Genomic DNA, 18,735 nt, shown 5'->3' on the forward strand with positions numbered 1-18,735 from the left:
GCCAGGCGAGCATCGACGCTGGGTCCAGCTTTGACGGCGCGGCGGCTCCTGTCAAATGAGCTTTGAGAAATGGCCCACATTGCGCGCGCAATAATCGACATTTTCGGGCCGGCGCGGCGTTCCTTGGCTATACCTACCTTTCCCGTGCCGGCAGCGGTACCGGCTAGCCAGAAGGAGTTTCGGCATGAAGTCAGGATTCATGATCAGTGCGCTGTGTATCGCCTCCCTTGCCGTGGTCGGCTGTTCGAGCCAGTCCGCCCAACCCGATCACTACTCGGGGTATCTCAAGGACTACAGTCGCCTCAAGGAAGAGAAGAGCCCGTCGGGTGTCGAGGTGATGCGCTGGATCGATCCCAAGCTCGACGTGGGCAAATACACCAGTGCCTATATCGAACCCACCCAGTTTTATCCCGCACCACAACCCACCGTGAAGATTCCCCAGGCGACCTTGCAGGGCATCACTCACTACTATGACCAGGCACTCAAGCGTGAGCTGAGCAAATCCCTGCCCCTGGCCAATGGTCCGGGCCCCGGCGTGGTGGTGGTACGCGCGGCAATCACGGCGGTGAGCAGCAAGACCGAGAGCCTCAAGCCCTATGAGCTGATTCCGGTGGCGCTGGTGGCAGCGGCGGTCAGCACCGCATCGGGGATTCGTGACCAGGAAACCACCCTGGGCACCGAAGCCGTGTTCCTCGATGGGCAGAACCAGGCGGTGCTCGCCGAAGTGGTCCGCCAGGGCACCGGCAAGCCGCTGGAAAACGACAGCCAGGTGATGCAACCCTCCGACGTGAAAAACGTGATCGACGGCTGGGCTTCGGACATGCACCAGTCGTATCTCAAACTCAAGAGCCGGTAACAGCTGGCGTGCCGGCGGTGACGTCCGAGAAGTCGATGCAAGACCCCCTGGCCTCATCGCTGGCAAGCCAGCTCCCACCCTGTTCGAGTTGTACCTGATGTTTGTGTAAGGCGAGAAAACCTGTGGGAGCCGGCTTGCCGGCGGTGACGTCCGAGAGGTCGATGCAGGACTTTCTGGCCTCATCGCTGGCAAGCCAGCTCCCACTGTGTTGGTTGTACCTGATGTTTGTGTAAGGCGAGAAAACCTGTGGGAGCCGGCTTGCCGGCGATGGCGTTCGTCTGGGCCGCGGATGACTACCGGGCCTGTCCGCCGAACCAGCGGTAGTACGGATTGCCCGGCTCGTCGCGTATCACCTCGCTCATCTCCCTGGCCCAGGCCTGGCGATCCCCTGCATAGGCGTGCAGGCTGGCGCGGTAGAAACGCATCAGGTTCTGCTGGTAACCCTGCAGGTAATCGGTGAACAGCTTGTCCGCATTCTGCAGGGGCATGGGCTGGCGCAGGTCGAGCAGGGCTGGAAGCACCCGGCTGATTTCTCCGGCACGGACCCAGGGCGCGTATTCGATCGAGGGCCGGTCATCGGTCACGGCGGCTACTTCGCCGGCAAAGCGTTCCAGGCCACTACGGTCGGTGACCCAGGTCGCCAGCAGCGCGCTGGCCGAACTGATGCCCACGTCCTGCAGGGCACTGCGCACCGAGGGCCGGTCGAAGCGTTCGGCGATCCGTGTCGCGTCCAGTTCGATCGGTTGCAGGGAGCCCACCAGGAGCATTTCGTGGAACTCGCTGGTCCACAGCGTGGCATGGGGAAACACGTCGAGGAAACTGCGTACCAGGGCCTGTGAGTCCTCGATGTTCTGCGTCGGCAGCGGCAACCACTGGGCCAGCAGGCCGTCTTTTTCCAGGCGGCTGGCGGCCAGCTGGTAGAAGTCCCGGGAGTAGAGGTTGACCACGCCGACGGCGGAAGGTGGTGGGGGTTCGAGGGTGATCAGGTCGTAGCGTTGCGGGTTGCGCAGCAATTCCTGGCGCCCGTCGCGCAGGCGGATCTGCAGGTTCGGGTCGGCCGTGGCCTGGAAATTACCCTTGAACAACGGCGCGGCGGCGACCACCGTCGGCAGCAGTTCGGCGACGACGCGCTGGTGCAGCGACGGGTACTGCAACAGCGCGCCGGCGGTGATCCCGGTGCCGAAGCCGATCACCAGGGCCGAGTCCGGTTCGCCGCGATGGATCAGCAGCGGCAGCAGGGCCTGGATACGCATGTAACGCAGCGACGGCATGGCGTCGCCGGTGTTCGACACGCCCTGGATATACAGGCGCTGGAACTGCCGCTGGCCACTGCCCTGGGTGACCACGGCGACGGTCCCGCCACGGCCTTCCTGGTAGAACGCCAACTGGCCGTTGCGGGCTCCGGGCAGTAGTTCGGCCAGGCGATCCACGGGTGTCAGCCAGGCCACGGTCAGTGACAACAGGCCGAGGACCACCACGCCCTGACGATTGCCCTTGCGCAACGCACGGCCCCGGCTGACGGCCAGGTAGCCGACCGCGGCGGCGATCAGCGCCAGCACGCCGAGGGTGCGCACCAGCCCCAGCCAGGGAATCAGCACGAACCCGCAGAGCATGACCCCGGCAATGCCACCGAGGGTATTGAGCGCCACCACCTTGCCGACATCGCGGCCGACCTGGCGTTGTTGCACGCCCAGGCGCAGGGCCAGGGGAAAGGCGGCGCCCAGCAGCAGGGTCGGGACAAACACGATGCTCAGCGCGGCCACGGCAAAGCGGCCGCTCATGCCGGCCAGGGGCGTGCCGCCAAGGGCCAGCACCATGGCTTCGGCCTGGGTCTGCAGGAGCACCAGCCAGCGCCCGAGCAGGGCGATCTCCAGCAGGGCAATCAATCCGGCGGCGCTGATCAGCCAGCCGAACACGCCCCAGGGATCGCGCAGGCGGTCGACCCGCCGGGCCATCAGGCTGCTGCCCAGCACCAGCCCGGCGAGGTAGGTCGCCAGCACCACGGCAAAGGCATAGGTGCGGGTGCTCATGAACTGTACGATGGACTGCGACCATACCACTTCATAACCCAGGGCCACGCCACCGGCGACGGCGTACAGCCACATGGCCAGGCGCGCCGTCGGTTGTTCGGCCTGGGCCCGTTCCGGCACTGCCGGCGGCAGCGGGCGCTCGCGACGCAGCAGCCACAGCGCGCCGGCGGCCGCCAGCAGGTTGAGCAGGGCGGCAGCCATGGCGCTGCCGCGCACGCCGAGGCTGGCGATCAACACAAAGGCGGCGAGCAGGGTGCCGACAATTGCCCCGGCGGTATTGGCGGCATACAGACGCGCTCCGGCCCGGCCCAATTGTTGCGGATCGGCGGCCAGCGCACGCATCAGCACCGGCAGCGTGCCGCCCATGAGGAAGGCCGGAATCCCTACCAGGCTGAAGGGCAACAGCCAGGCGGCCAGGCCCAGTTGCTGCTCAAGCCAGGCGAACGGCGCGGCGGCCTGGCCGAGGCTGACAGTGGCGGCGATGCCGAGCACGGCGACCAACAACTCCAGGGCGGCGTACAGCAGCAGCGGCTGGGCCATGCGGTCGGCCCAGCGGCCGAACAACAGGCCACCCAGTGCCAGCCCGGCGAAAAAGCCGCTGATGCCCGTGGTGATCGCATACACCTCGACGCCGACCACCAGCGACAGTTGCTTGATCCACAGCACCTGGTAGACCAGGGCCGCCGCACCGGAAACGAACAGCAGCAGGGCAGGCAGGCGCCAGGTCGTCGCGACGGGGGCGGGCTGGGCCGATGACAGGGTGGCGCTGCGAGGTACGGACATGGTGCGGTTGCCTTGTGCTGGGGGACTCGATAGGGCCGCCCGCCATGGTGGCGGGCGGCGGTCCTGCCATTACTCTTTGGGCTGCGCTTTCATCTTCTCGGCAATCTTTGCATCCACCGCCGCGCGGATCTGGTCGATGCTGAAGCTCGCCGGTTTCTGGCTGGGTGGGTACTCGATAAAGGTTTCGAGGAACTTCGCCGACTTGGTCACCGCGACGCCCGCCAGGTAGACGTTCTTGGTGTTCCAGTCGTAGAACTGGTCGGACACCACGTCTGCCCGCTCATACGGGTCCATCCGCAGGTTGAGGATCTTCGGCACCCGCAGGCACACGAACGGTTCACTCCAGACCCGGAAACCGCCCGGCTCGCGCTGTTCGCAGAACACCACCTTCCAGTTGTCGAAGCGCATCGACACCAGCACCCCGTCGTCGTTGAAGTAGTAGAACTCCTTGCGTTCACCCTTGGGTTGCTGGCCGGTCAGGTAGGGCAGCTGGTTGTAGCCGTCCAGGTGCACCTTGAAGCTGGTGCCGCCGGTCACCGGTGCCCAGCCCTTGAGCAGCTTGTCCTTGACCCCGGCATCGCCGGCAGCCGCCAGCAAGGTGGGGAACCAGTCCATGCCGGAGAACATTTCGTTGGAGACTTCGCCGGCCTTGATCTTGCCCGGCCAGCGGATGATCGCCGGCACCCGGTAGGCGCCTTCCCAGTTGGAGTTCTTCTCGTTGCGGAACGGCGTGGTCGCCGCGTCCGGCCAGGAGAACTGGTTCGGCCCGTTGTCGGTGGTGTAGACCACGATGGTGTTGTCGGCGATCTTCAGGTCGTCGAGGGTCTTGAGCAGTTTGCCGACATCGCCGTCATGCTCGAGCATGCCGTCGGCGTACTCGTTGCCGGGCATGCCGCTCTGGCCCTTCATCGAGTCGCGCACGTGGGTGAACACGTGCATGCGGGTGGTGTTCATCCAGACGAAGAACGGCTTGTCCGCCTTGGCCTGTTTCTCGATGAACGCCTGGGCGGCGGCGGTGGTTTCGTCGTCGATGGTTTCCATGCGCTTGGTGTTCAGGGCGCCGGTGTCTTCGATCTTGCCGTCGGCGAAACTGTGGATCACCCCGCGCGGAGAGTTGGCCTTGACGAACTCCGCGTCGTCCTTGGGCCAGTAGGGGCGTTCCGGTTCCTCTTCGGCGTTGAGGTGATAGAGGTTGCCGAAGAACTCGTCGAAACCATGGTTGGTCGGCAGGTACTCATCGCGGTCGCCCAGGTGATTCTTGCCGAACTGGCCGGTGGCGTAGCCCTGCGACTTGAGGGCCTGGGCGATGGTGATATCGCGCTTCTGCAAACCCACCGGCGCGCCGGGGATACCGACCTTGGACAGCCCCGTGCGCAGCGGTGTCTGCCCGGTGATGAAGGATGAGCGCCCGGCGGTGCAACTGTTCTCCGCGTAGTAGTCGGTGAACAGCATGCCTTCCTTGGCGATCCGGTCGATGTTCGGCGTCTTGTAGCCGACCACTCCCATGGAGTAGGCGCTGATATTGGTCTGCCCGATGTCGTCGCCGAAGATCACCAGGATGTTGGGTTTTTCGGCGGCCCCGGCGCCTGCCGAGAGCCCCATCACTGAAGCCGCCACCAGGGCGAGCTGGGGAAGCCACTTGCGTATGCCAGTCATATGACTTGCTCCTTTTGCGCTAGCTTGAGCCGTCCTGCGACGACCAACGTTTCTACCTTCCTGAGTTACGTTTTCCGCTTACTGCACTTGCTCGGTGGGGGCGGCCTCGAAGGGGTAGACCTTGCGCCAGGCGCTCGCCATGTCGACGACGGTCCAGCCCCGTTGGTTGGCCTCATCCAGGGCCTTGTCCAGGCGTCCTATGTTCGATTGCCGGTCATAGGCCCACTCGCGCCTGGCATCGGTGTGATGCACCAGGCCCATGAAGCGCTTGCCGCCGCCGGCAGCGGTCCATTGCAGCATCTGCAAGTCGCCGTCGGAGTTGCCGAAAGCCAGCAGCGGGCGGCGGCCGATGATCGCGTCGATGCTTTCCGGCTTGCCCGGGCCGTCGTCGTTGTGGGCCAGCTTGGCGGTGCGCAGGATCGACGGCGTGCCGTTGTCCAGCTGAAAGCGGGTGACGAAGCCGGAGCCGATGACCTGCTCTGGTGGAATGCCGTACACGGTCTCGGCGAAGGCACGCATGAACGCGGTATCACCGCCGGACACGATGTAGGTCTTGAAGTCTTCCCGGCGCAGGTAGTCGAGCATTTCCAGCATCGGCTGGTAGATCATCTCGGTGTAGGGCTTGCCGGTCTTCGGGTGCCGGGCCTGGGCCAGCCAGGTTCGGGCACGGTCGATAAAGGCTTCGGTGGTGATCCCGGTGTGGGTGGCGCCGATGATCTTCAGCAGGCCGTCCATGCCGCTGGCGGCCAGGGCCTTCTGATCGTTTTCCAGCACCGCCTTGAACGGTTGCTGGCTCTTCCATTCCGGATGCTGCGGGGCCAGGCGCCGCACTTCATCGAAGGCGAACAGCACCTGGAAATAGGCCGGCTGTTCGCTCCAGAGGGTGCCGTCGTTGTCGAACACGGCGATGCGTTCGGCGGGTTTGACGAAGTCCTTCGAGCCTTGCTCGGTGACGGCCCGGACAAACTCGATGATGGCAGCCTTGGCCGGGCCTTCCTGCCATGACGGCAACGGATCGGCGGCGGCCTGGGCCTGTAACGTGAGGGCCTGTAACGTGAGGAGCGACAACGTGAACAGCAGCGACAGCAGCCAGCCACGACGATAGAGCGGCGATGGACGGGTCATGGGAACTCCTTCTCCAGACGAGGATTGAGCGGGCGCAGGCCCGTTGAGCGATGGGCGCGCCACCAGCGTTGCCAGGCGTGGCCGCCGCGACGGGCCAGGGGCGGACCCAGGCGCACCAGCAACCCCAGCGCCAGCACGGCCAGGCCCCAGGTCAGCCAGTGTCGTGACAGATGGATACGGCCCTGGCGGGCAAGGGCCTGGACGTCTTCGGCGACCGAAAACACCGGGCGATAGTGCGCATTGGCGATGGCGTCGAAACTCACCGCCGGTACTTCGAGGGTGCGTGCCTGCCGGGTGGTGCTATCCCACCATTTGAGTTGCACCGCCGGCAGCTGGAAGTGGCCCGGATGCTCGATGCGGTAGCTGGCCTGGTCGACGCGCTGCCCGCCGTCGAGGTTGCCGCGGCCATCGTCGAGGTTGCTGATCGCGGGTGTCTTCAGGTAGCGGCTCAGGCCCGGCACCTGCTGCAGCTCCGGTGCGGGCAAGGCCATGCCTGGTGTGCCGTCGGCTTGCAGAGTCAGTTCGCGGGTGACGCTGTCACCGACCGCGGGCGGGTCGGATGAATAGGTGATCTTTTGCGAAAGTCGCAGCCCGCGGGCCACCAGTACCGTTTCGCCCGGACCGAAACCCGGCGGTGGGCGGGCGCTGAAGTGCTGTGCCGGGATCTGCGCGCTGAGTTCGTGGCTGGCCTGGCCGGGGGTGGCCCGCACCGTCAGCGCCGGAATGACGAACTCGCCGGCTTGCTGCGGGGTGATCCGGTAGCTGTAGCGCAGGCCGAAGAAGGGCTTGCCCTCCAGCGTCAGGTTCAGGTGCTCGGCTTCGCTGCCCGGCGGCTCGACCTGGGCGCCTGCGAGTGTCAACGCGGGTAGATTCGCGGCACGGGTAAACCAGGTGTCGGTGAGTACATCGACCTGCAGGCTCAGGGTTTCACCGACTACCGCCGTGGTGTCGGGTTGCAGTCGGGCCTGTACCCGCAATTGCGGTTCCTCGGCCAGCACGGGCCAGGCCAGGGCGCAGAGCAGGGCGGTGATCGCCGGCAAGCGGGGGTTCATCGGCTTGCCTCCCGCTGGTCCTGCAGGCTGAATTTCTGGCGCAGGAAACGCGCCGGCGAGGTGCTGAGGTTCTGCAGCCAGAGTTCGTCGCTGGCCGCCTGTGGGGGCTGTACCTGTTGGGTCTTGCCCTTGCCGGCGGGTTTGTCGAACTGCACCTGGTCGGGCTTGACCTCGGGAGCGTTCTGCGCGGCGCTGTCGGTGTCTTTTTGCAGGGCGATGGCCAGGGCCAGATTGGCGCTGGCTTCGGGGAACTGCGCTTGCAACTTCAGCGTCTGGGTGTAGGCGGCGATGGCCTGGTCGAACTTGAAGCGCCGGGTGTAGATATTGCCCAGGTAGAAATACGCGGCGGCGCTGTCCAGGCGGGCAAAGCTGGCCAGGGCCAGGTCGTAGTCGGCGGCCTGGTAGGCGGCGATGCCTTTCCAGTATGGGTCGCTGAAATACGCGGCGGCGGCCGGGTAGTGCTGCTGTTCGAAGGCCAGGCGGCCCTGCTGGTCGGGGGTGAGGAAGGCATCGGCCAGCACCCCGGCGCGAACCGGCGTCGGTGCCAGGCCGGTCGCCAGGCACAGCAGCACGGCGGCGCTCCAGTTCAGGCTCCAACCCCTGCGCAGGGTGAAAAACGCCAGCACTACCAGCGGCCAGCTCAACCAGTAGCCGGCGTCCTTCCAGCGCAGTTGCTGCTGTTCGGCGCTGGCGGCCTGGAAGTGCTGCCGGGCGTGCAACTCGACCCATTCCAGGTCTTTGTCGTCGAGGGTCAGGCTGCCCAGGGGGGCGTCGAGGGCCTTGGCCAGTTGCTGCAATCCGGCGCGGTCGAAGCCCCCCAGTTGCGGACGACCGCTGCTGTCGGTGCGTGGTTGTCCGGAGGCATCGCGCAGGATGCCGCCGTCCTCGCTGCCGACCGCCAGGACCAGCACCTGCAGCAGACTACCGTTGAGTTGCCGGGCCAGCCCCGGCAATTGCGCGGTATCGGCGCCATCGGTGATCAGCAGCAGGCTGCCCGGCACCTGCTCGGCGGCCAGCAGGCGCCTGGCCTCATCGATTACGGCGGCGACGTTTTTCCCCGGGCGACTGATCAGGTCGGTGCCCAGGGCCTGGACAAAGCTGTCGAGCAACGCCGGATCGTCCGTTGGCGGCAGTACCAGATGGGCGCTGCCGGCATAGGCCAGCAACGCGGTCTTCGCACCGTTACGCCGCTGGATCAGTTCATGCAGCTTGTGCTTGACCGCTTCCAGGCGGCTGGGGGGGATATCGCCGGCGTCCATCGACGGCGAAAGGTCGACGGCGATCAGCAACGGCGCGCGGTTTTCCAGGAAGTCCGGCCGGTCCTGTTCCCAGGTCGGCCCGGCGGCGGCGATGGCCCCCAGCACCAGCAGGGCGCTGGCCAGGTGCACCGGGCGCAGGCGGTGCGGGTCGTTCGGGGTCAGTAGCAGGTGGGGCAGCAGGTGTGGGGCGATGGTCCCGCGCAGGCGCCGCTCCAGGCCCCGGCTGCGCCGCCAGAGCAGCGGCAGCAGCAGGCCGAGCAGCGCCAGCGGCAACCAGCCGGGACGAAGGAAATGCAGGGCCGCGAGGTCGATATCCATCAGCCCTCCTGCCGTCGACGAGCCGATTGCAACCGTGGTCGCAGCCAGGCGGCCAGGTGATAGAGCGCCAGCAGGCTGATGGCGGCGGCCACCGGCAGCCAGAACAATTCGCGCTTGGGCTGGTGGCTGAGGGTCTTGACCTGGTGCGGGGTCAACTGGTCCAGGGTGCTGTAGACCTGGTCCAGGGCCGTGCGGTCTTCGGCGCGGAAGAAGCGCCCGCCGGTGACCCGGGCGATCTGCTGCAGGCTGGCGAGATTGACCTTGGCTTCGCCGTCGGCATCCGGGTCGCCGATGCCGATGGTGTGGATGATCACGCCCTTGGCGGCGGCCATGGCCGCCGCGCGCTCGGGGGGAATGGCGCTGCTGGTGTCGTTGCCGTCGGTGAGCAGGATCAGCACTTTTTCGGGTTCATGGGCCTGCTCCAGCAGCTTGAGGCTCAGGCCGATGGCATCGCCGATGGCGGTGTCGGGCCCGGCCATGCCGATGCCGGTGTCCGCCAGCAGGATCGCCAGGCTGGCGTGGTCCAGGGTCAGGGGTGCCTGGGGATAGGCGCCGCTGCCGAACACGATGAGTCCCAGGCGGTCGTCGTGGCGCCGCTGGATAAAGCCTTGCACCACCTGCTTGACGGCGCTCAGGCGATCGACCTGGCGGCCCTCGGCATCGGTGAAGTCACGGGTTTCCATGGACTGGGAAATATCGATGGCCAGCATCAGATCGCGCACCGGTTGCTGGTGCTCGATGGGCGGCTCGATCCACACCGGCCGGGCGAGGGCCAGCACCAGCAGCACCCAGACCACGGCGTTGAGCAGCAATTGCCCGCGGTTGCGGGTGCCGCCGGCAACGTCGGGGACCTGGCCGACAGCCTGGCTCATGGCGGCGAAGAACGGCACCCGCACGGCGCTGCGGGCTTCACGGTAGGTGGGCAGGTAGCGATAGCCGATTCCCGGCAGCAACACCAGCAACAACAGCCAGGGGTAATCAAGCTGCCACATGATGATGCTCCACCCAGTGCCGGCACTGTTCGAGCAACTGTTGCCGTTGCTCCGGTGCCAGGGCCAGCAGGCGGCTGTCCGGGGCATAGGCCAGTTCCGCCAGTTGCCGGCTGAAATCGGCGGGCAACGGATGGCCGCCATGTCTGGCGAGAAAGTCCTGCCAGGGCTCGCCACTGAGCTGGGTGACCGTCGACGCGGGCACGCCGGGCATCGACAGGGCGACGCGCTTGAGCAGTTCGGGCAGTTCGCGTAACGCCGCCGGTTGTTCGAGGTGGAGCGACAAGTGTTCGAGCCGCGCCAGGGCTTCGCGTCGGTAGCGGTTCTGCCGCCAGCGCCAGTAGCGGCACACGCCCCAGGCCAGCAGGCCGACCAGCAGCAAGCCGAGCAGCACGGCCCAGCCCCAGGTCTGCGGCCAATAGCTGACCGGTGCGGGCAGGGCCATTTCCTGCAACTGGTCAAGGCTCGGCGGCGCGCTCATCGCCTGGCACTCCCCTGGCGACCGAGTTCGTTACGCAACTGCGTCGCGGCGGTTTCGGCGGTGCTGAACATCATCAGTGGCACCTGGCTGCGGCGCAGCAACTGGGCCACGTCCCGCAGGCGACCGCCGAGAAATTCGCCCAGGGGTTGATGGACCCGGCGCTGCTCCACGGCCAGCTCGACCTGCAACTGCCCCTGGGTCACCCGCAGCCGGCCCTGGTCGGGGACGTTGAGGGCCAGTGGGTCGTAGACCTGCATGGCGATCACGTCGTTGTGCGCCGACAGTTGCCGCAGCCATTGCAGGGTACGCGGCCCTGCACCGGCGAAGTCGCTGACCAGGCAGATCAGGTGGTCGTGGCCGGCGAGCGCGGCGCAGTGCTGCAGGACCTTGTCCAGTTGGTCCTGGCCCTCGCTGTCGGGATTGCCGGCGTGCAGCGCCTGGTTGTGTTCGACGATCCGGCTGCACAGGGCCTCGATCCGCTGGCGGCTACGCAGCGGGGCGACACTGTCGATACGTTGATCGTTGAACACCAGGCCGCCGACCCGGTCGCCGGCGTTGAACACCATCCACGCCGCCAGGGTCGCCAGTTCGGCGGCGATGGCCGACTTGAAGCTGCGGCGCGAGCCGAAGAACATCGACATGCGCTGGTCGACGACGATCAGCGCCGGGCGGTCGCGTTCCTCGGTGAAGGTGCGCACCACCGGTTTGCCGCTGCGCAACGAGGCGCGCCAGTCGAGGTGGCGCAGGTCATCGCCGGGTTGATAGCGGCGCAGTTCGTCGAAGTTCAATCCGCGTCCGCGCAGGCGCGAGGCATGGTTGCCGGCCAGCAGGCTGGCTCGCGGCTGCCGGGCGAGAAAGCTCAGGTCGCGGGCCTGGGCCTGCAACGCCATCAGTTGCGTCAGCGAGACATAGACCTGGCCATCTGCTTCCCGACGTGGGCTGGACATGGGCTGCACCTGCTCAGGCCGCAATCGCGACTGTGGCCAGCAGCCGGTCCAGCACCTGATCGGCACTGACCCCGTCGGCGACCGCGTCGTAGCTCAATTGCAGGCGATGGCGCAGCACCGGATGGACCACTGCCTGGACATTTTCCGGGGTGACGAAGTCCTGTCCCCGCAACCAGGCGTCGGCCCGCGCGCAGCGGTCGAGGCCGATGCCACCGCGAGGACTGGCGCCGATATTGATCCAGCGGGCCAGGTCGGCGTCGTAGTCGCCTGGGTGCCGGGTGGCGTTGATCAGGTCGATCAGGTAGCGGTCGATGGCCGGTGCCACCTGCACCGCGCTGACTTCGCGGCGGGCGGCGAAGATCACGTCCTGGGCCAGGGTAAAGCCGGCTGTCGTGGCGGTCGCGGCGTGTTGCTGCTCCTCGTTGCGCAGCAGGCGCAGGACCTGGCTTTCGTTTTCCGTGCTGGGGTAGTCCAGCAGCACTTTCATCAGGAAGCGGTCCATCTGCGCCTCGGGCAGCGGGTAGGTGCCTTCCTGTTCGATCGGGTTCTGCGTGGCGACCACGATAAACAGCGCCGGTAGCGGGTGACTGGCGCCGGCCACGGTGATCTGGCGTTCCTCCATGGCTTCGAGCAGCGCCGCCTGGACCTTGGCCGGAGCGCGGTTGATCTCGTCGGCGAGGATCAGGTTGCCGAACAGGGGGCCGGGCTGGAAGCGGATCTGGTTATGCCCGTCGACCTGGTGCAGGACCTCGGCGCCGGTGATGTCCGAGGGCAGCAGGTCGGGGGTGAACTGGATCCGGCTCATGCTCGCGTCCAGGTGGCGGGCCAGGGCCTTGACCGTGCGGGTCTTGGCCAGTCCCGGCAGGCTTTCCAGCAGCAGGTGCCCGTTGGCCAGCAGTCCGAGCAGGATCTGCCGGATCACCGCGTCCTGGCCCAGCACCGCTTCGGCGATGCTGGCCTGCAGGGCGTTGATATCGTTGCGTACTGTCATGGGGTTCTCCCTGGATTCACCATGGCGCCCGGACCACCACGAATTGCACCGAGCTGCCGATGTACTGCGGCTGGTACCAGGTGGCACCGCAGTGTTGATAGGACACGCCGTAGGCGATCACCGAAACGCAGTCCGGCGGCACCTCGCTGACATGGGTGCCGATGGCGATCACCGTGGCCGTGGTGGCACCGATCACCGCCGCCGTGGCCCAGGGGTGATACCAGTCATCGCCGTGGGGGGAGGCGGTGGCGGCGGCGGAGGGGGCGGCATCGGATAAGGATGCGGCGCCGGTCCGGGGCCCGGTCCCGGATAGGGTTGTGGCCCTGGATAAGGATGGGGACCTGGTTGTGGGCCCGGTCCCGGATAAGGATGCGGACCCGGCTGCGGTCCCGGCCCGGGGTAGGGATGCGGTCCGGGTTCGGGATGCGGCTGCGGGCGCGGCTGGGGTTGCGGACGCGGTGCCGGTGGCATCGGTGGGTGCATCGGTTGCAGGGCATGGCCACCGCCATGGGGCACGACGAAGGTGCGGGCGCCACCACCCCCGCGCAGGTTCCAGGCCTGGGCGGCCGGCGGGGCGAGCAGGCCGAACAGGGCGATGCCGAGCAGGCAGGTGCCGACGCTTTTCATGGCTTCGTCTCCAGGCCCGGTTGGGCGGCATCCAGGGCGCGCAATGGCACCGCGAGGGCGCCGGCGGGCGGATTGAATTCAAAGGCGCTGGCCGGGCTCGGGCGTTTCAGGTCCCAGTGGAAATCCACGCTGTGCCGTGGTTGCTCGGCCAGGTCCCGGCGGCTGATCACCAGCCGGCAGGGCAGTGGCTGGTCACCGTCGCGCACCCACAGTTGCCAGTCGATATCGGGTTGGCGGTAGGCGTAGTGGGTGCAGGTTTCACCGTCCACCTGTTCGCTGCCGATATACAGGGCGGTATCGATGCCGACTTCGGCGGCCGTCGTACTGTTCCAGCGAAACAGGTCGGCCAGGGGCAGTTCGATGCCGTAGCGCTCGTTCAACTGGTCCAGCAACTGATCGATGCGCGGAGGGGCCTCGCTGCGGGCAAAATAGCCGTGGCGACTGTTGTAGAGGACAAAGGTCTGGCCGTTGTAGTAGAGGCTGCGGGTCAGCTCGCCATTGCTCACCGTGATCTGCAACTTGTCCGGCTGCACCGCCTGCAACTCGGTGCGGTGGGAGAATTCCAGGGTCTGGCCGCTGTCCAGGACCTGGTCGGTATGGCTGCTGGCACTGATGCGGAAATGCGTCAGGCTGCGCAGGTAAGTGCCCATGCGTTGCAGGGCGCTCAGGGCGTTGGCGTTGAGTTCGCTGTTGGCGGCACGGACCGGTCCGCCGCACAGCATCAGGCCGAGCAAGGTGATCAGAGCATGGCGGTGAAGGCTTGGCATGGCAGCTCCTGCTCAGAACATGAAGGTCGGGATGACGGGAATGAACGACAGGCGAAAATTCCAGCGGCTGCTGATCAGGTCGTCGGGATGGATCACCGAGTACTGCACCTCGCCGGAAATGCGCACCGGCAGCTTGCCGAAGGTGAAGATCCGCCCGGCGCCGAGGCCGATGGGAAAGGTCACCCGGTTGCCGCCGTCGGCTTTCCAGTTGATGGTGACATTGGGCGTCATGCCGACCCGCCACTGCTCGGGGCCGGGAATGGCGCGCTGGATGAAGTACTGGATGTTGGTCAGGCTGACGTCCTTGCGGCGCTCGTCGCCGGCCACCGACCACCAGTGCTGGGGGAACACTCCCAGGGTCCAGTCCGGGCCCAGGTAGGCGGCGACGAACGCCGGCCCCAGGGAGTACTTGCCCGTGCCCAGTACGTCATGCTCGGCGGTGGGGAACATCGCGGTCGGGCCGACGCCCCAGACCAGCTTGCCGCCATTGGCAAAGCGCACCGGCTGCTTGGGCGAGAACACCCCGACATAGGCCAGGTCGCCGAAGCCGCCGGTACGCTCGAACGGGTCCTGCAGCACCGAGGGAAAGTCGCGGTCGGTGAGCACTTCGTAGGGGCCGAGGCCGGCCAGGTTGCCGGCCTTGCGGTTGACCGGGGCGCTGACGTAGCTCACCGGCAGGCGGTTGATCAGGTTCCAGTCCTCACCCAGGGAGACCGGGAAGGTCGGCATGAAGCTGTACTTGCCCAGGTAGCGGGTGCCGTTGCTGTGGGGGCCCTTGAGAGCGGTGTAGTCGAACTGGTTGAACAGCAGCACCAGGTTGCCCACCGGGTTGTCCATCAGCCTGGCGATCTGCTCGGTGGACGGCTCGCAACCGGCCTTGACCACCTGCTTGAGGTCGATCTCGAAGTCCTGTTGCAGTTGCTGGCAGGTCTGCGCATCGGCCTTGGCGCCGGGCGCCGCGCCCAGCTCGGGCAGCGTCGGGCCGGCCTGGGCCATGCCACCGAACAGGGCGCTGCACAGGGTCAGTCCGGTGCGCATCAGGGCCGGGTTCATGGCCGGCTACCAGACGTACTGCAGGCGCAGCGTCCAGGTGTTCACGTCCGGCGAGCCCTTGCGTTCGGAAACCGTGTCGGAGTAGGCGACCATCCCGCCGAACTGCGGCGACAACATGAAGCCGACACTGGCCCCGAGCAAGGCGTTTTCCTGCTTGTTGTCCTGCCAGTCGCCGTCGATCTTCGTCTCGCCGCCCCGACTGTAGGTGGCGTCCAGCGAGGCCCAGAGGGCGCGGTTGATGGTGTAGCTGTAGTGGCCCTCGATGGCGTAGAGCGGTTTCTGTTCCAGCTTGCTGTCGCCGTGATAATCCTTGTTGTCGCCGAACAGCGAGACCCAGGTGTTGATCTCCAGCCAGGTCGGCCCGAAGGGCGTGCCGAAGCCCAGTTCCGGTTTGATCGCCCAGCGGTTGGAACCGATGTTGATCACCCGGTTCTTGTCGTAGTCGCCGGTCGGGGTGGTGATCCACAAGGCCCCGGTGAGAAAGGTCTCCGGCGTCCAGTTGGCGAACTCCTGCTGGGTCAACGCCGGGCCGCCGAAGATGTTGTGCGCCAGCACGATCTGGGTATCGCCCATGCCGCCGTTGTGCTTGGTGCCGGTGAAGAAGCGCGCGTTGTCGAAGGACGCCGAGACATCGGCATAGGGCTGCACGATCTGGATGGCGCTGTTGCGCCCGTCCACCGCGAAAGAGCGGGCCAGGCGCAGGATGTACAGGTCGGCGTTCAGCGACAGGCCATCCAGTGGTAGCGAGGTGTCTATGGGCGTGTTGGTGTCGACGCGGTTGTAGTAGCCGAAGACCATGTTCAGGTCGATCGGGATGTTCTGCCAGTCGCGGGCGTTGTCGGCATGGCCGAGCACCGGGACCAGGGCCAGCGCCGCGGCACTCCATGCACTCAGTCGAAAAGCTGATCCCATGGCATTGCTCCTTCAAGGGTTGTCATTCCACCAGGCTGATGTCGTCGAGCTTCCAGCTTTTGTCGAAGTAGGCTTCGGTCGGCGCGTAGAGCCGGAAATAGCTGAACCAGTGCCGGCCCGGCAGCGTCTGCACCCAGTTGTTTTCGAAACCCTTGGGCGCTTTCGGGCCGAAGTAGAGGTCGACCGAACCGTCGGGGTTTTTCTTCAGGTCCTGGCGCGAGGACAGGTCGGCCTTGCGCTGGGGATTGTCGATCAGGCAGCGGCTGTCGCTGTCGTAGACGGTCATCGACCAGAACTGCCTGGCCGGTGGGTTGGCGGCGACCCTGAGGCGATAGGTGCGGGCACCGTCGAGCCAGTTGCCGTGCTGGTCGGTGTAGGCGCCGAGGTAGGTCTGCCCCAGCCCCGGGGTTTTCGAAACCATGCCCTTGGTGTTGGTCACCGCCTCATAGAACCAGGCGCTGCGCTCCCACAACTGGTCGTAGTACTTCACCCGCTGGGACGGTTCGGCGATGTTCAGCACGGTGTCCCAGTGCCGGTCCTTCCAGTACTGCGCCTGGGGGAAACGCTTGGCGAAGGTGTTGGCCTTGGCCATCAGTTCGCCGACCTGGGCCCCTTGCTCCAGGGCCTGGCGCTGCAGGTCGGAGGGGTGGAAGGGCTGGTCTTTCTCGATGCCCAGGCTGGCCAGCATCGCCATGTAGAAACGATCGCGTTCGTTCACCGGCTCCTTCTGGATGATCTGGTGCAGCCGTTCCCAGTAGGCCATGCCCCGTGGCTGGGTGCCGGACCAGCGCTTGCCGCCCGGGGTCAGCAGGCGGGTCTTGCCCGGTGTGGCGCGCTGGGCGTAGGGGTACATGCGGAACTGTTCGACCAGCGCCTTGCCCTTGGCCGGATCCGGATCGAGCACCCGGAAACCCACCAGCACATTCATGGTCTCCGAGCGGGCCAGGTGGTATTGATCGGCATCCGCCGGTGGCTGGCTGCCCGGTGGCAGCACCAGGTACTTGCCGCCCTGGCCCTTGTCCGGGCCGGTCTGGCCCATGTCGATGATCGCCCGCTGCCAGAAGTCGCCAATGCCGCCGGCGGTAGGGCCGGCCGGCAATTCGATCACCAGTGGCCCGGTCTCGTTGAGGTCGACAAAACCCAGGATGTAGGGAGTGGTGGCGTTGGCGGTGATGACCCCGAGCTTGTCTTCATAGCTGTCGAGCACCATCAGGTCGCCGCTGCGGGCACCGAGCTTGTCGCGGAATTCTTCCTGCCACTGGGCATAGGACACCAGTGGCAGGGCCCACAGGTAGGCCTGGCTGGCCTGCTGGAAATCCAGCTCGGCATACAGCCTGGCAATCGCCTCCGGTGCCGGCAGTTCGCCCTGCATGTTGATCGGGCCGATACGGGTTTCCAGGGGCTGCGCGCCGACTCCGCAACTGACCGCCATGACGCTGACGGCGAAACCGGCAACGCTGTTGCGCATCCATGGATTCATGGGCATTCCTTATTTTCCGAGGGTGACATTGATCCCGGCGAACAGGGTGAATTGCGGCAGGCCGTCACCCTTGCGTTCCACTGTCCATTGCGGTTCGAGGAACCAGTTGTAGATGTTGTGGCCGACCTTGCTGGCCTTGCCGACACCGAAGCCGATGGGGATATAGCGGGTGTCGTTCTTCAGGTCGAAGGTCCAGGTGCCGGTGGAGCGCAGGTACCAGCCCTTGGGCAGGTTATGGATGATGAAGGGTTGCAGGGTGGCGGTTTCCACCCGTTGGCGGTCGCTGTCGCCGGCGAACGAGCTCTGGTACTGCACCAGGGCGCCGAGCAGGCCGCGGGGCGAGGCGTCGATGGCCACCGCGGCCAGGCCGGCCTGCCATTTGCCGGTGCCGAGTTCATCGCGGGCGGCGGTCGGGGCGGTGATCTGCGGGCCGATGCCCAACTGCACGCCTTCGGTCTTGAGCAGGAAGATATCGAACAGGTTCAGGTCGCCGATGCCGGTGCTGTAGCCGCCATGGGGATCGGGGCGGGTGCTGATGGGCAGGGTGGCGCGCAGCAGTTGCGGGACGGGCACGAACTCGCCGGGAGCCACCGGCAGGGTGCCGCGCAGCAACAGGTCGTTGGTGTGGACATTGCTGTCGTAGACCCTGGGTGTGTAGTAGTCCTGCAGGTTCGCACCGGGTGCCAGGTTCAGCGGGTTGTTGCTCTTGTTGGCGGTATCGGCGTTATCGGCAAACACTCCAAATGCGGGTGTCATGGCCAGTAGAAAAGTGGGTAAAAGCAAGGCTCTCGACATCGTATCCCCCCATCCCTGGTGGCTCAACCCCACAAAATACGGGGGTTGCAAGGCCGGCTGCGCGCTTGGCGAGCTACAAATGAACCTAGCAGTTAACTTTTCGTTAGCCAGCCGAATGGATTAATTCGTTGGTTTTTGTGGGATGGATCACTTGATGGCTAATAGCTATAAATCCCGGCCGTGTGTGGCTGCGCAGGGGGGCGAGAGTTTGTATCAAAAGTTTTCCAGAAACGCCGTGACGGCGCAGGGCTGGAGCCTGCGACCTGTCGTGTTGTCCTTCGCCGCGAATGTGCCGAGCCGGAACGTACCGAAGGTGAGGGCACTGGCGAATCGTTCTCTCGCCAGGGCGAACAGCTCCGTCAGGCAGGGCAGTTCGAAATGCGCCTGCATGGTCGTCAGCGCGCTCCAGTAGCCGGTCATGATCCAGACGTCGCGACCTGAAGAGCAGCGGGCCAGGTGGTAGGCAATACAACCGGAGTCGCCCTGCAAGGCTTCGACCAATGCGTGCAGTCGAGCCTGCAAGTCGGCTGAGTGACCTTCCGCGGCCTGGATTTCAACGGTACTGATGGCAACGATGTGGGTGGGGATGTGCATGGGGGTTGTCCCTCCAGATA

18 protein-coding genes are annotated in these 18,735 nt (G+C 66.0%); 1 reads left to right on the top strand and 17 read right to left on the bottom strand.

Annotated elements, in window-relative coordinates; genetic code table 11:
- The first annotated feature begins 184 nt into the window (after positions 1 to 184).
- Complete coding sequence (locus KI243_RS12295; protein WP_212810873.1) at positions 185 to 856, top strand: DUF3313 domain-containing protein; 672 nt, start codon at positions 185 to 187, stop codon at positions 854 to 856.
- Positions 857 to 1,149: 293 nt separating this feature from the next.
- Here the strand turns inward: KI243_RS12295 and KI243_RS12300 are convergent, their stop codons facing one another.
- From KI243_RS12300 to KI243_RS12375, 17 genes are all read right to left on the bottom strand, one after another.
- The gene (locus tag KI243_RS12300) at positions 1,150 to 3,669 is read right to left on the bottom strand and encodes a fused MFS/spermidine synthase (protein ID WP_212810874.1); all 2,520 of its coding nucleotides are present in this window, start codon (positions 3,667 to 3,669) and stop codon (positions 1,150 to 1,152) included.
- A 69-nt stretch (positions 3,670 to 3,738) separates the two neighbouring features.
- Positions 3,739 to 5,325, bottom strand: coding sequence for an arylsulfatase (locus tag KI243_RS12305; protein ID WP_017128981.1), 1,587 nt, complete (start codon positions 5,323 to 5,325; stop codon positions 3,739 to 3,741).
- Positions 5,326 to 5,403: 78 nt separating this feature from the next.
- A complete protein-coding gene (locus tag KI243_RS12310) occupies positions 5,404 to 6,450 on the bottom strand; it encodes an HAD family hydrolase (RefSeq protein WP_177109186.1) in 1,047 nt (348 codons plus the stop codon).
- Positions 6,447 to 7,502: a BatD family protein gene (locus KI243_RS12315; protein ID WP_177109185.1), complete on the bottom strand. Its 1,056-nt coding sequence runs from the start codon at positions 7,500 to 7,502 to the stop codon at positions 6,447 to 6,449. Before KI243_RS12315 ends, KI243_RS12310 begins: the two co-directional genes overlap by 4 nt.
- Entirely contained in the window at positions 7,499 to 9,079 is a 1,581-nt protein-coding gene (locus KI243_RS12320; RefSeq protein WP_212810875.1) for a VWA domain-containing protein, read from the bottom strand. Before KI243_RS12320 ends, KI243_RS12315 begins: the two co-directional genes overlap by 4 nt.
- On the bottom strand, positions 9,079 to 10,071 hold the full coding sequence (locus KI243_RS12325; RefSeq protein ID WP_212810876.1) for a VWA domain-containing protein: 993 nt from the start codon (positions 10,069 to 10,071) through the stop codon (positions 9,079 to 9,081). Before KI243_RS12325 ends, KI243_RS12320 begins: the two co-directional genes overlap by 1 nt.
- A complete protein-coding gene (locus KI243_RS12330; RefSeq protein WP_212810877.1) occupies positions 10,058 to 10,549 on the bottom strand; it encodes a DUF4381 domain-containing protein in 492 nt (163 codons plus the stop codon). Before KI243_RS12330 ends, KI243_RS12325 begins: the two co-directional genes overlap by 14 nt.
- On the bottom strand, positions 10,546 to 11,496 hold the full coding sequence (locus KI243_RS12335; RefSeq protein WP_178992537.1) for a DUF58 domain-containing protein: 951 nt from the start codon (positions 11,494 to 11,496) through the stop codon (positions 10,546 to 10,548). Before KI243_RS12335 ends, KI243_RS12330 begins: the two co-directional genes overlap by 4 nt.
- A 13-nt stretch (positions 11,497 to 11,509) precedes the next feature.
- Positions 11,510 to 12,487 carry a MoxR family ATPase gene (locus KI243_RS12340; RefSeq protein WP_212810878.1) on the bottom strand — a complete coding sequence of 326 codons (978 nt, stop codon included), beginning with the start codon at positions 12,485 to 12,487 and terminating at the stop codon, positions 11,510 to 11,512.
- Positions 12,488 to 12,503: 16 nt separating this feature from the next.
- Positions 12,504 to 12,683, bottom strand: a complete 180-nt coding sequence (locus KI243_RS32850; RefSeq protein WP_042936900.1) for a hypothetical protein — start codon at positions 12,681 to 12,683, stop codon at positions 12,504 to 12,506.
- Positions 12,680 to 13,114 (bottom strand): hypothetical protein, encoded by a 435-nt coding sequence (locus KI243_RS12345; RefSeq protein ID WP_244861845.1) that lies wholly within the window; start codon positions 13,112 to 13,114, stop codon positions 12,680 to 12,682. The genes KI243_RS32850 and KI243_RS12345 overlap by 4 nt, the downstream gene beginning before the upstream one ends.
- Positions 13,111 to 13,881: a DUF2092 domain-containing protein gene (locus tag KI243_RS12350; protein WP_212810879.1), complete on the bottom strand. Its 771-nt coding sequence runs from the start codon at positions 13,879 to 13,881 to the stop codon at positions 13,111 to 13,113. The genes KI243_RS12345 and KI243_RS12350 overlap by 4 nt, the downstream gene beginning before the upstream one ends.
- A gap of 12 nt (positions 13,882 to 13,893) precedes the next feature.
- A complete protein-coding gene (locus KI243_RS12355) occupies positions 13,894 to 14,919 on the bottom strand; it encodes a hypothetical protein (RefSeq protein WP_042936902.1) in 1,026 nt (341 codons plus the stop codon).
- Positions 14,920 to 14,940: 21 nt separating this feature from the next.
- The gene (locus tag KI243_RS12360) at positions 14,941 to 15,846 is read right to left on the bottom strand and encodes a transporter (protein ID WP_017128991.1); all 906 of its coding nucleotides are present in this window, start codon (positions 15,844 to 15,846) and stop codon (positions 14,941 to 14,943) included.
- A 22-nt stretch (positions 15,847 to 15,868) separates the two neighbouring features.
- Positions 15,869 to 17,326 carry a DUF1254 domain-containing protein gene (locus tag KI243_RS12365; protein ID WP_212810880.1) on the bottom strand — a complete coding sequence of 486 codons (1,458 nt, stop codon included), beginning with the start codon at positions 17,324 to 17,326 and terminating at the stop codon, positions 15,869 to 15,871.
- A gap of 9 nt (positions 17,327 to 17,335) precedes the next feature.
- Positions 17,336 to 18,082 carry a hypothetical protein gene (locus tag KI243_RS12370; RefSeq protein WP_085983806.1) on the bottom strand — a complete coding sequence of 249 codons (747 nt, stop codon included), beginning with the start codon at positions 18,080 to 18,082 and terminating at the stop codon, positions 17,336 to 17,338.
- 252 nt (positions 18,083 to 18,334) lie between these two features.
- Complete coding sequence (locus KI243_RS12375) at positions 18,335 to 18,715, bottom strand: antibiotic biosynthesis monooxygenase family protein (protein WP_212810881.1); 381 nt, start codon at positions 18,713 to 18,715, stop codon at positions 18,335 to 18,337.
- Between the last annotated feature and the right edge of the window lie 20 nt (positions 18,716 to 18,735).

Source organism: Pseudomonas sp. Ost2 (genome assembly GCF_018326065.1).
GTDB classification, from domain to species: Bacteria; Pseudomonadota; Gammaproteobacteria; order Pseudomonadales; family Pseudomonadaceae; genus Aquipseudomonas; species Aquipseudomonas gingeri.

What these genes read in the sequence shown, in the direction of transcription:
- KI243_RS12365 (WP_212810880.1), bottom strand. Translation starts at nt 17,326, where the DNA reads ATGAATCCATGGATGCGCAACAGCGTTGCCGGTTTCGCCGTCAGCGTC.
- KI243_RS12325 (WP_212810876.1), bottom strand. Translation starts at nt 10,071, where the DNA reads ATGTGGCAGCTTGATTACCCCTGGCTGTTGTTGCTGGTGTTGCTGCCG.
- KI243_RS12315 (WP_177109185.1), bottom strand. Translation starts at nt 7,502, where the DNA reads ATGAACCCCCGCTTGCCGGCGATCACCGCCCTGCTCTGCGCCCTGGCC.
- KI243_RS12300 (WP_212810874.1), bottom strand. Translation starts at nt 3,669, where the DNA reads ATGTCCGTACCTCGCAGCGCCACCCTGTCATCGGCCCAGCCCGCCCCC.
- KI243_RS12310 (WP_177109186.1), bottom strand. Translation starts at nt 6,450, where the DNA reads ATGACCCGTCCATCGCCGCTCTATCGTCGTGGCTGGCTGCTGTCGCTG.
- KI243_RS12295 (WP_212810873.1), top strand. Translation starts at nt 185, where the DNA reads ATGAAGTCAGGATTCATGATCAGTGCGCTGTGTATCGCCTCCCTTGCC.
- KI243_RS12320 (WP_212810875.1), bottom strand. Translation starts at nt 9,079, where the DNA reads ATGGATATCGACCTCGCGGCCCTGCATTTCCTTCGTCCCGGCTGGTTG.
- KI243_RS12335 (WP_178992537.1), bottom strand. Translation starts at nt 11,496, where the DNA reads ATGTCCAGCCCACGTCGGGAAGCAGATGGCCAGGTCTATGTCTCGCTG.
- KI243_RS12355 (WP_042936902.1), bottom strand. Translation starts at nt 14,919, where the DNA reads ATGCGCACCGGACTGACCCTGTGCAGCGCCCTGTTCGGTGGCATGGCC.
- KI243_RS12340 (WP_212810878.1), bottom strand. Translation starts at nt 12,487, where the DNA reads ATGACAGTACGCAACGATATCAACGCCCTGCAGGCCAGCATCGCCGAA.
- KI243_RS12350 (WP_212810879.1), bottom strand. Translation starts at nt 13,881, where the DNA reads ATGCCAAGCCTTCACCGCCATGCTCTGATCACCTTGCTCGGCCTGATG.
- KI243_RS12345 (WP_244861845.1), bottom strand. Translation starts at nt 13,114, where the DNA reads ATGAAAAGCGTCGGCACCTGCCTGCTCGGCATCGCCCTGTTCGGCCTG.
- KI243_RS12330 (WP_212810877.1), bottom strand. Translation starts at nt 10,549, where the DNA reads ATGAGCGCGCCGCCGAGCCTTGACCAGTTGCAGGAAATGGCCCTGCCC.
- KI243_RS12370 (WP_085983806.1), bottom strand. Translation starts at nt 18,082, where the DNA reads ATGACACCCGCATTTGGAGTGTTTGCCGATAACGCCGATACCGCCAAC.
- KI243_RS12375 (WP_212810881.1), bottom strand. Translation starts at nt 18,715, where the DNA reads ATGCACATCCCCACCCACATCGTTGCCATCAGTACCGTTGAAATCCAG.
- KI243_RS12360 (WP_017128991.1), bottom strand. Translation starts at nt 15,846, where the DNA reads ATGGGATCAGCTTTTCGACTGAGTGCATGGAGTGCCGCGGCGCTGGCC.
- KI243_RS12305 (WP_017128981.1), bottom strand. Translation starts at nt 5,325, where the DNA reads ATGACTGGCATACGCAAGTGGCTTCCCCAGCTCGCCCTGGTGGCGGCT.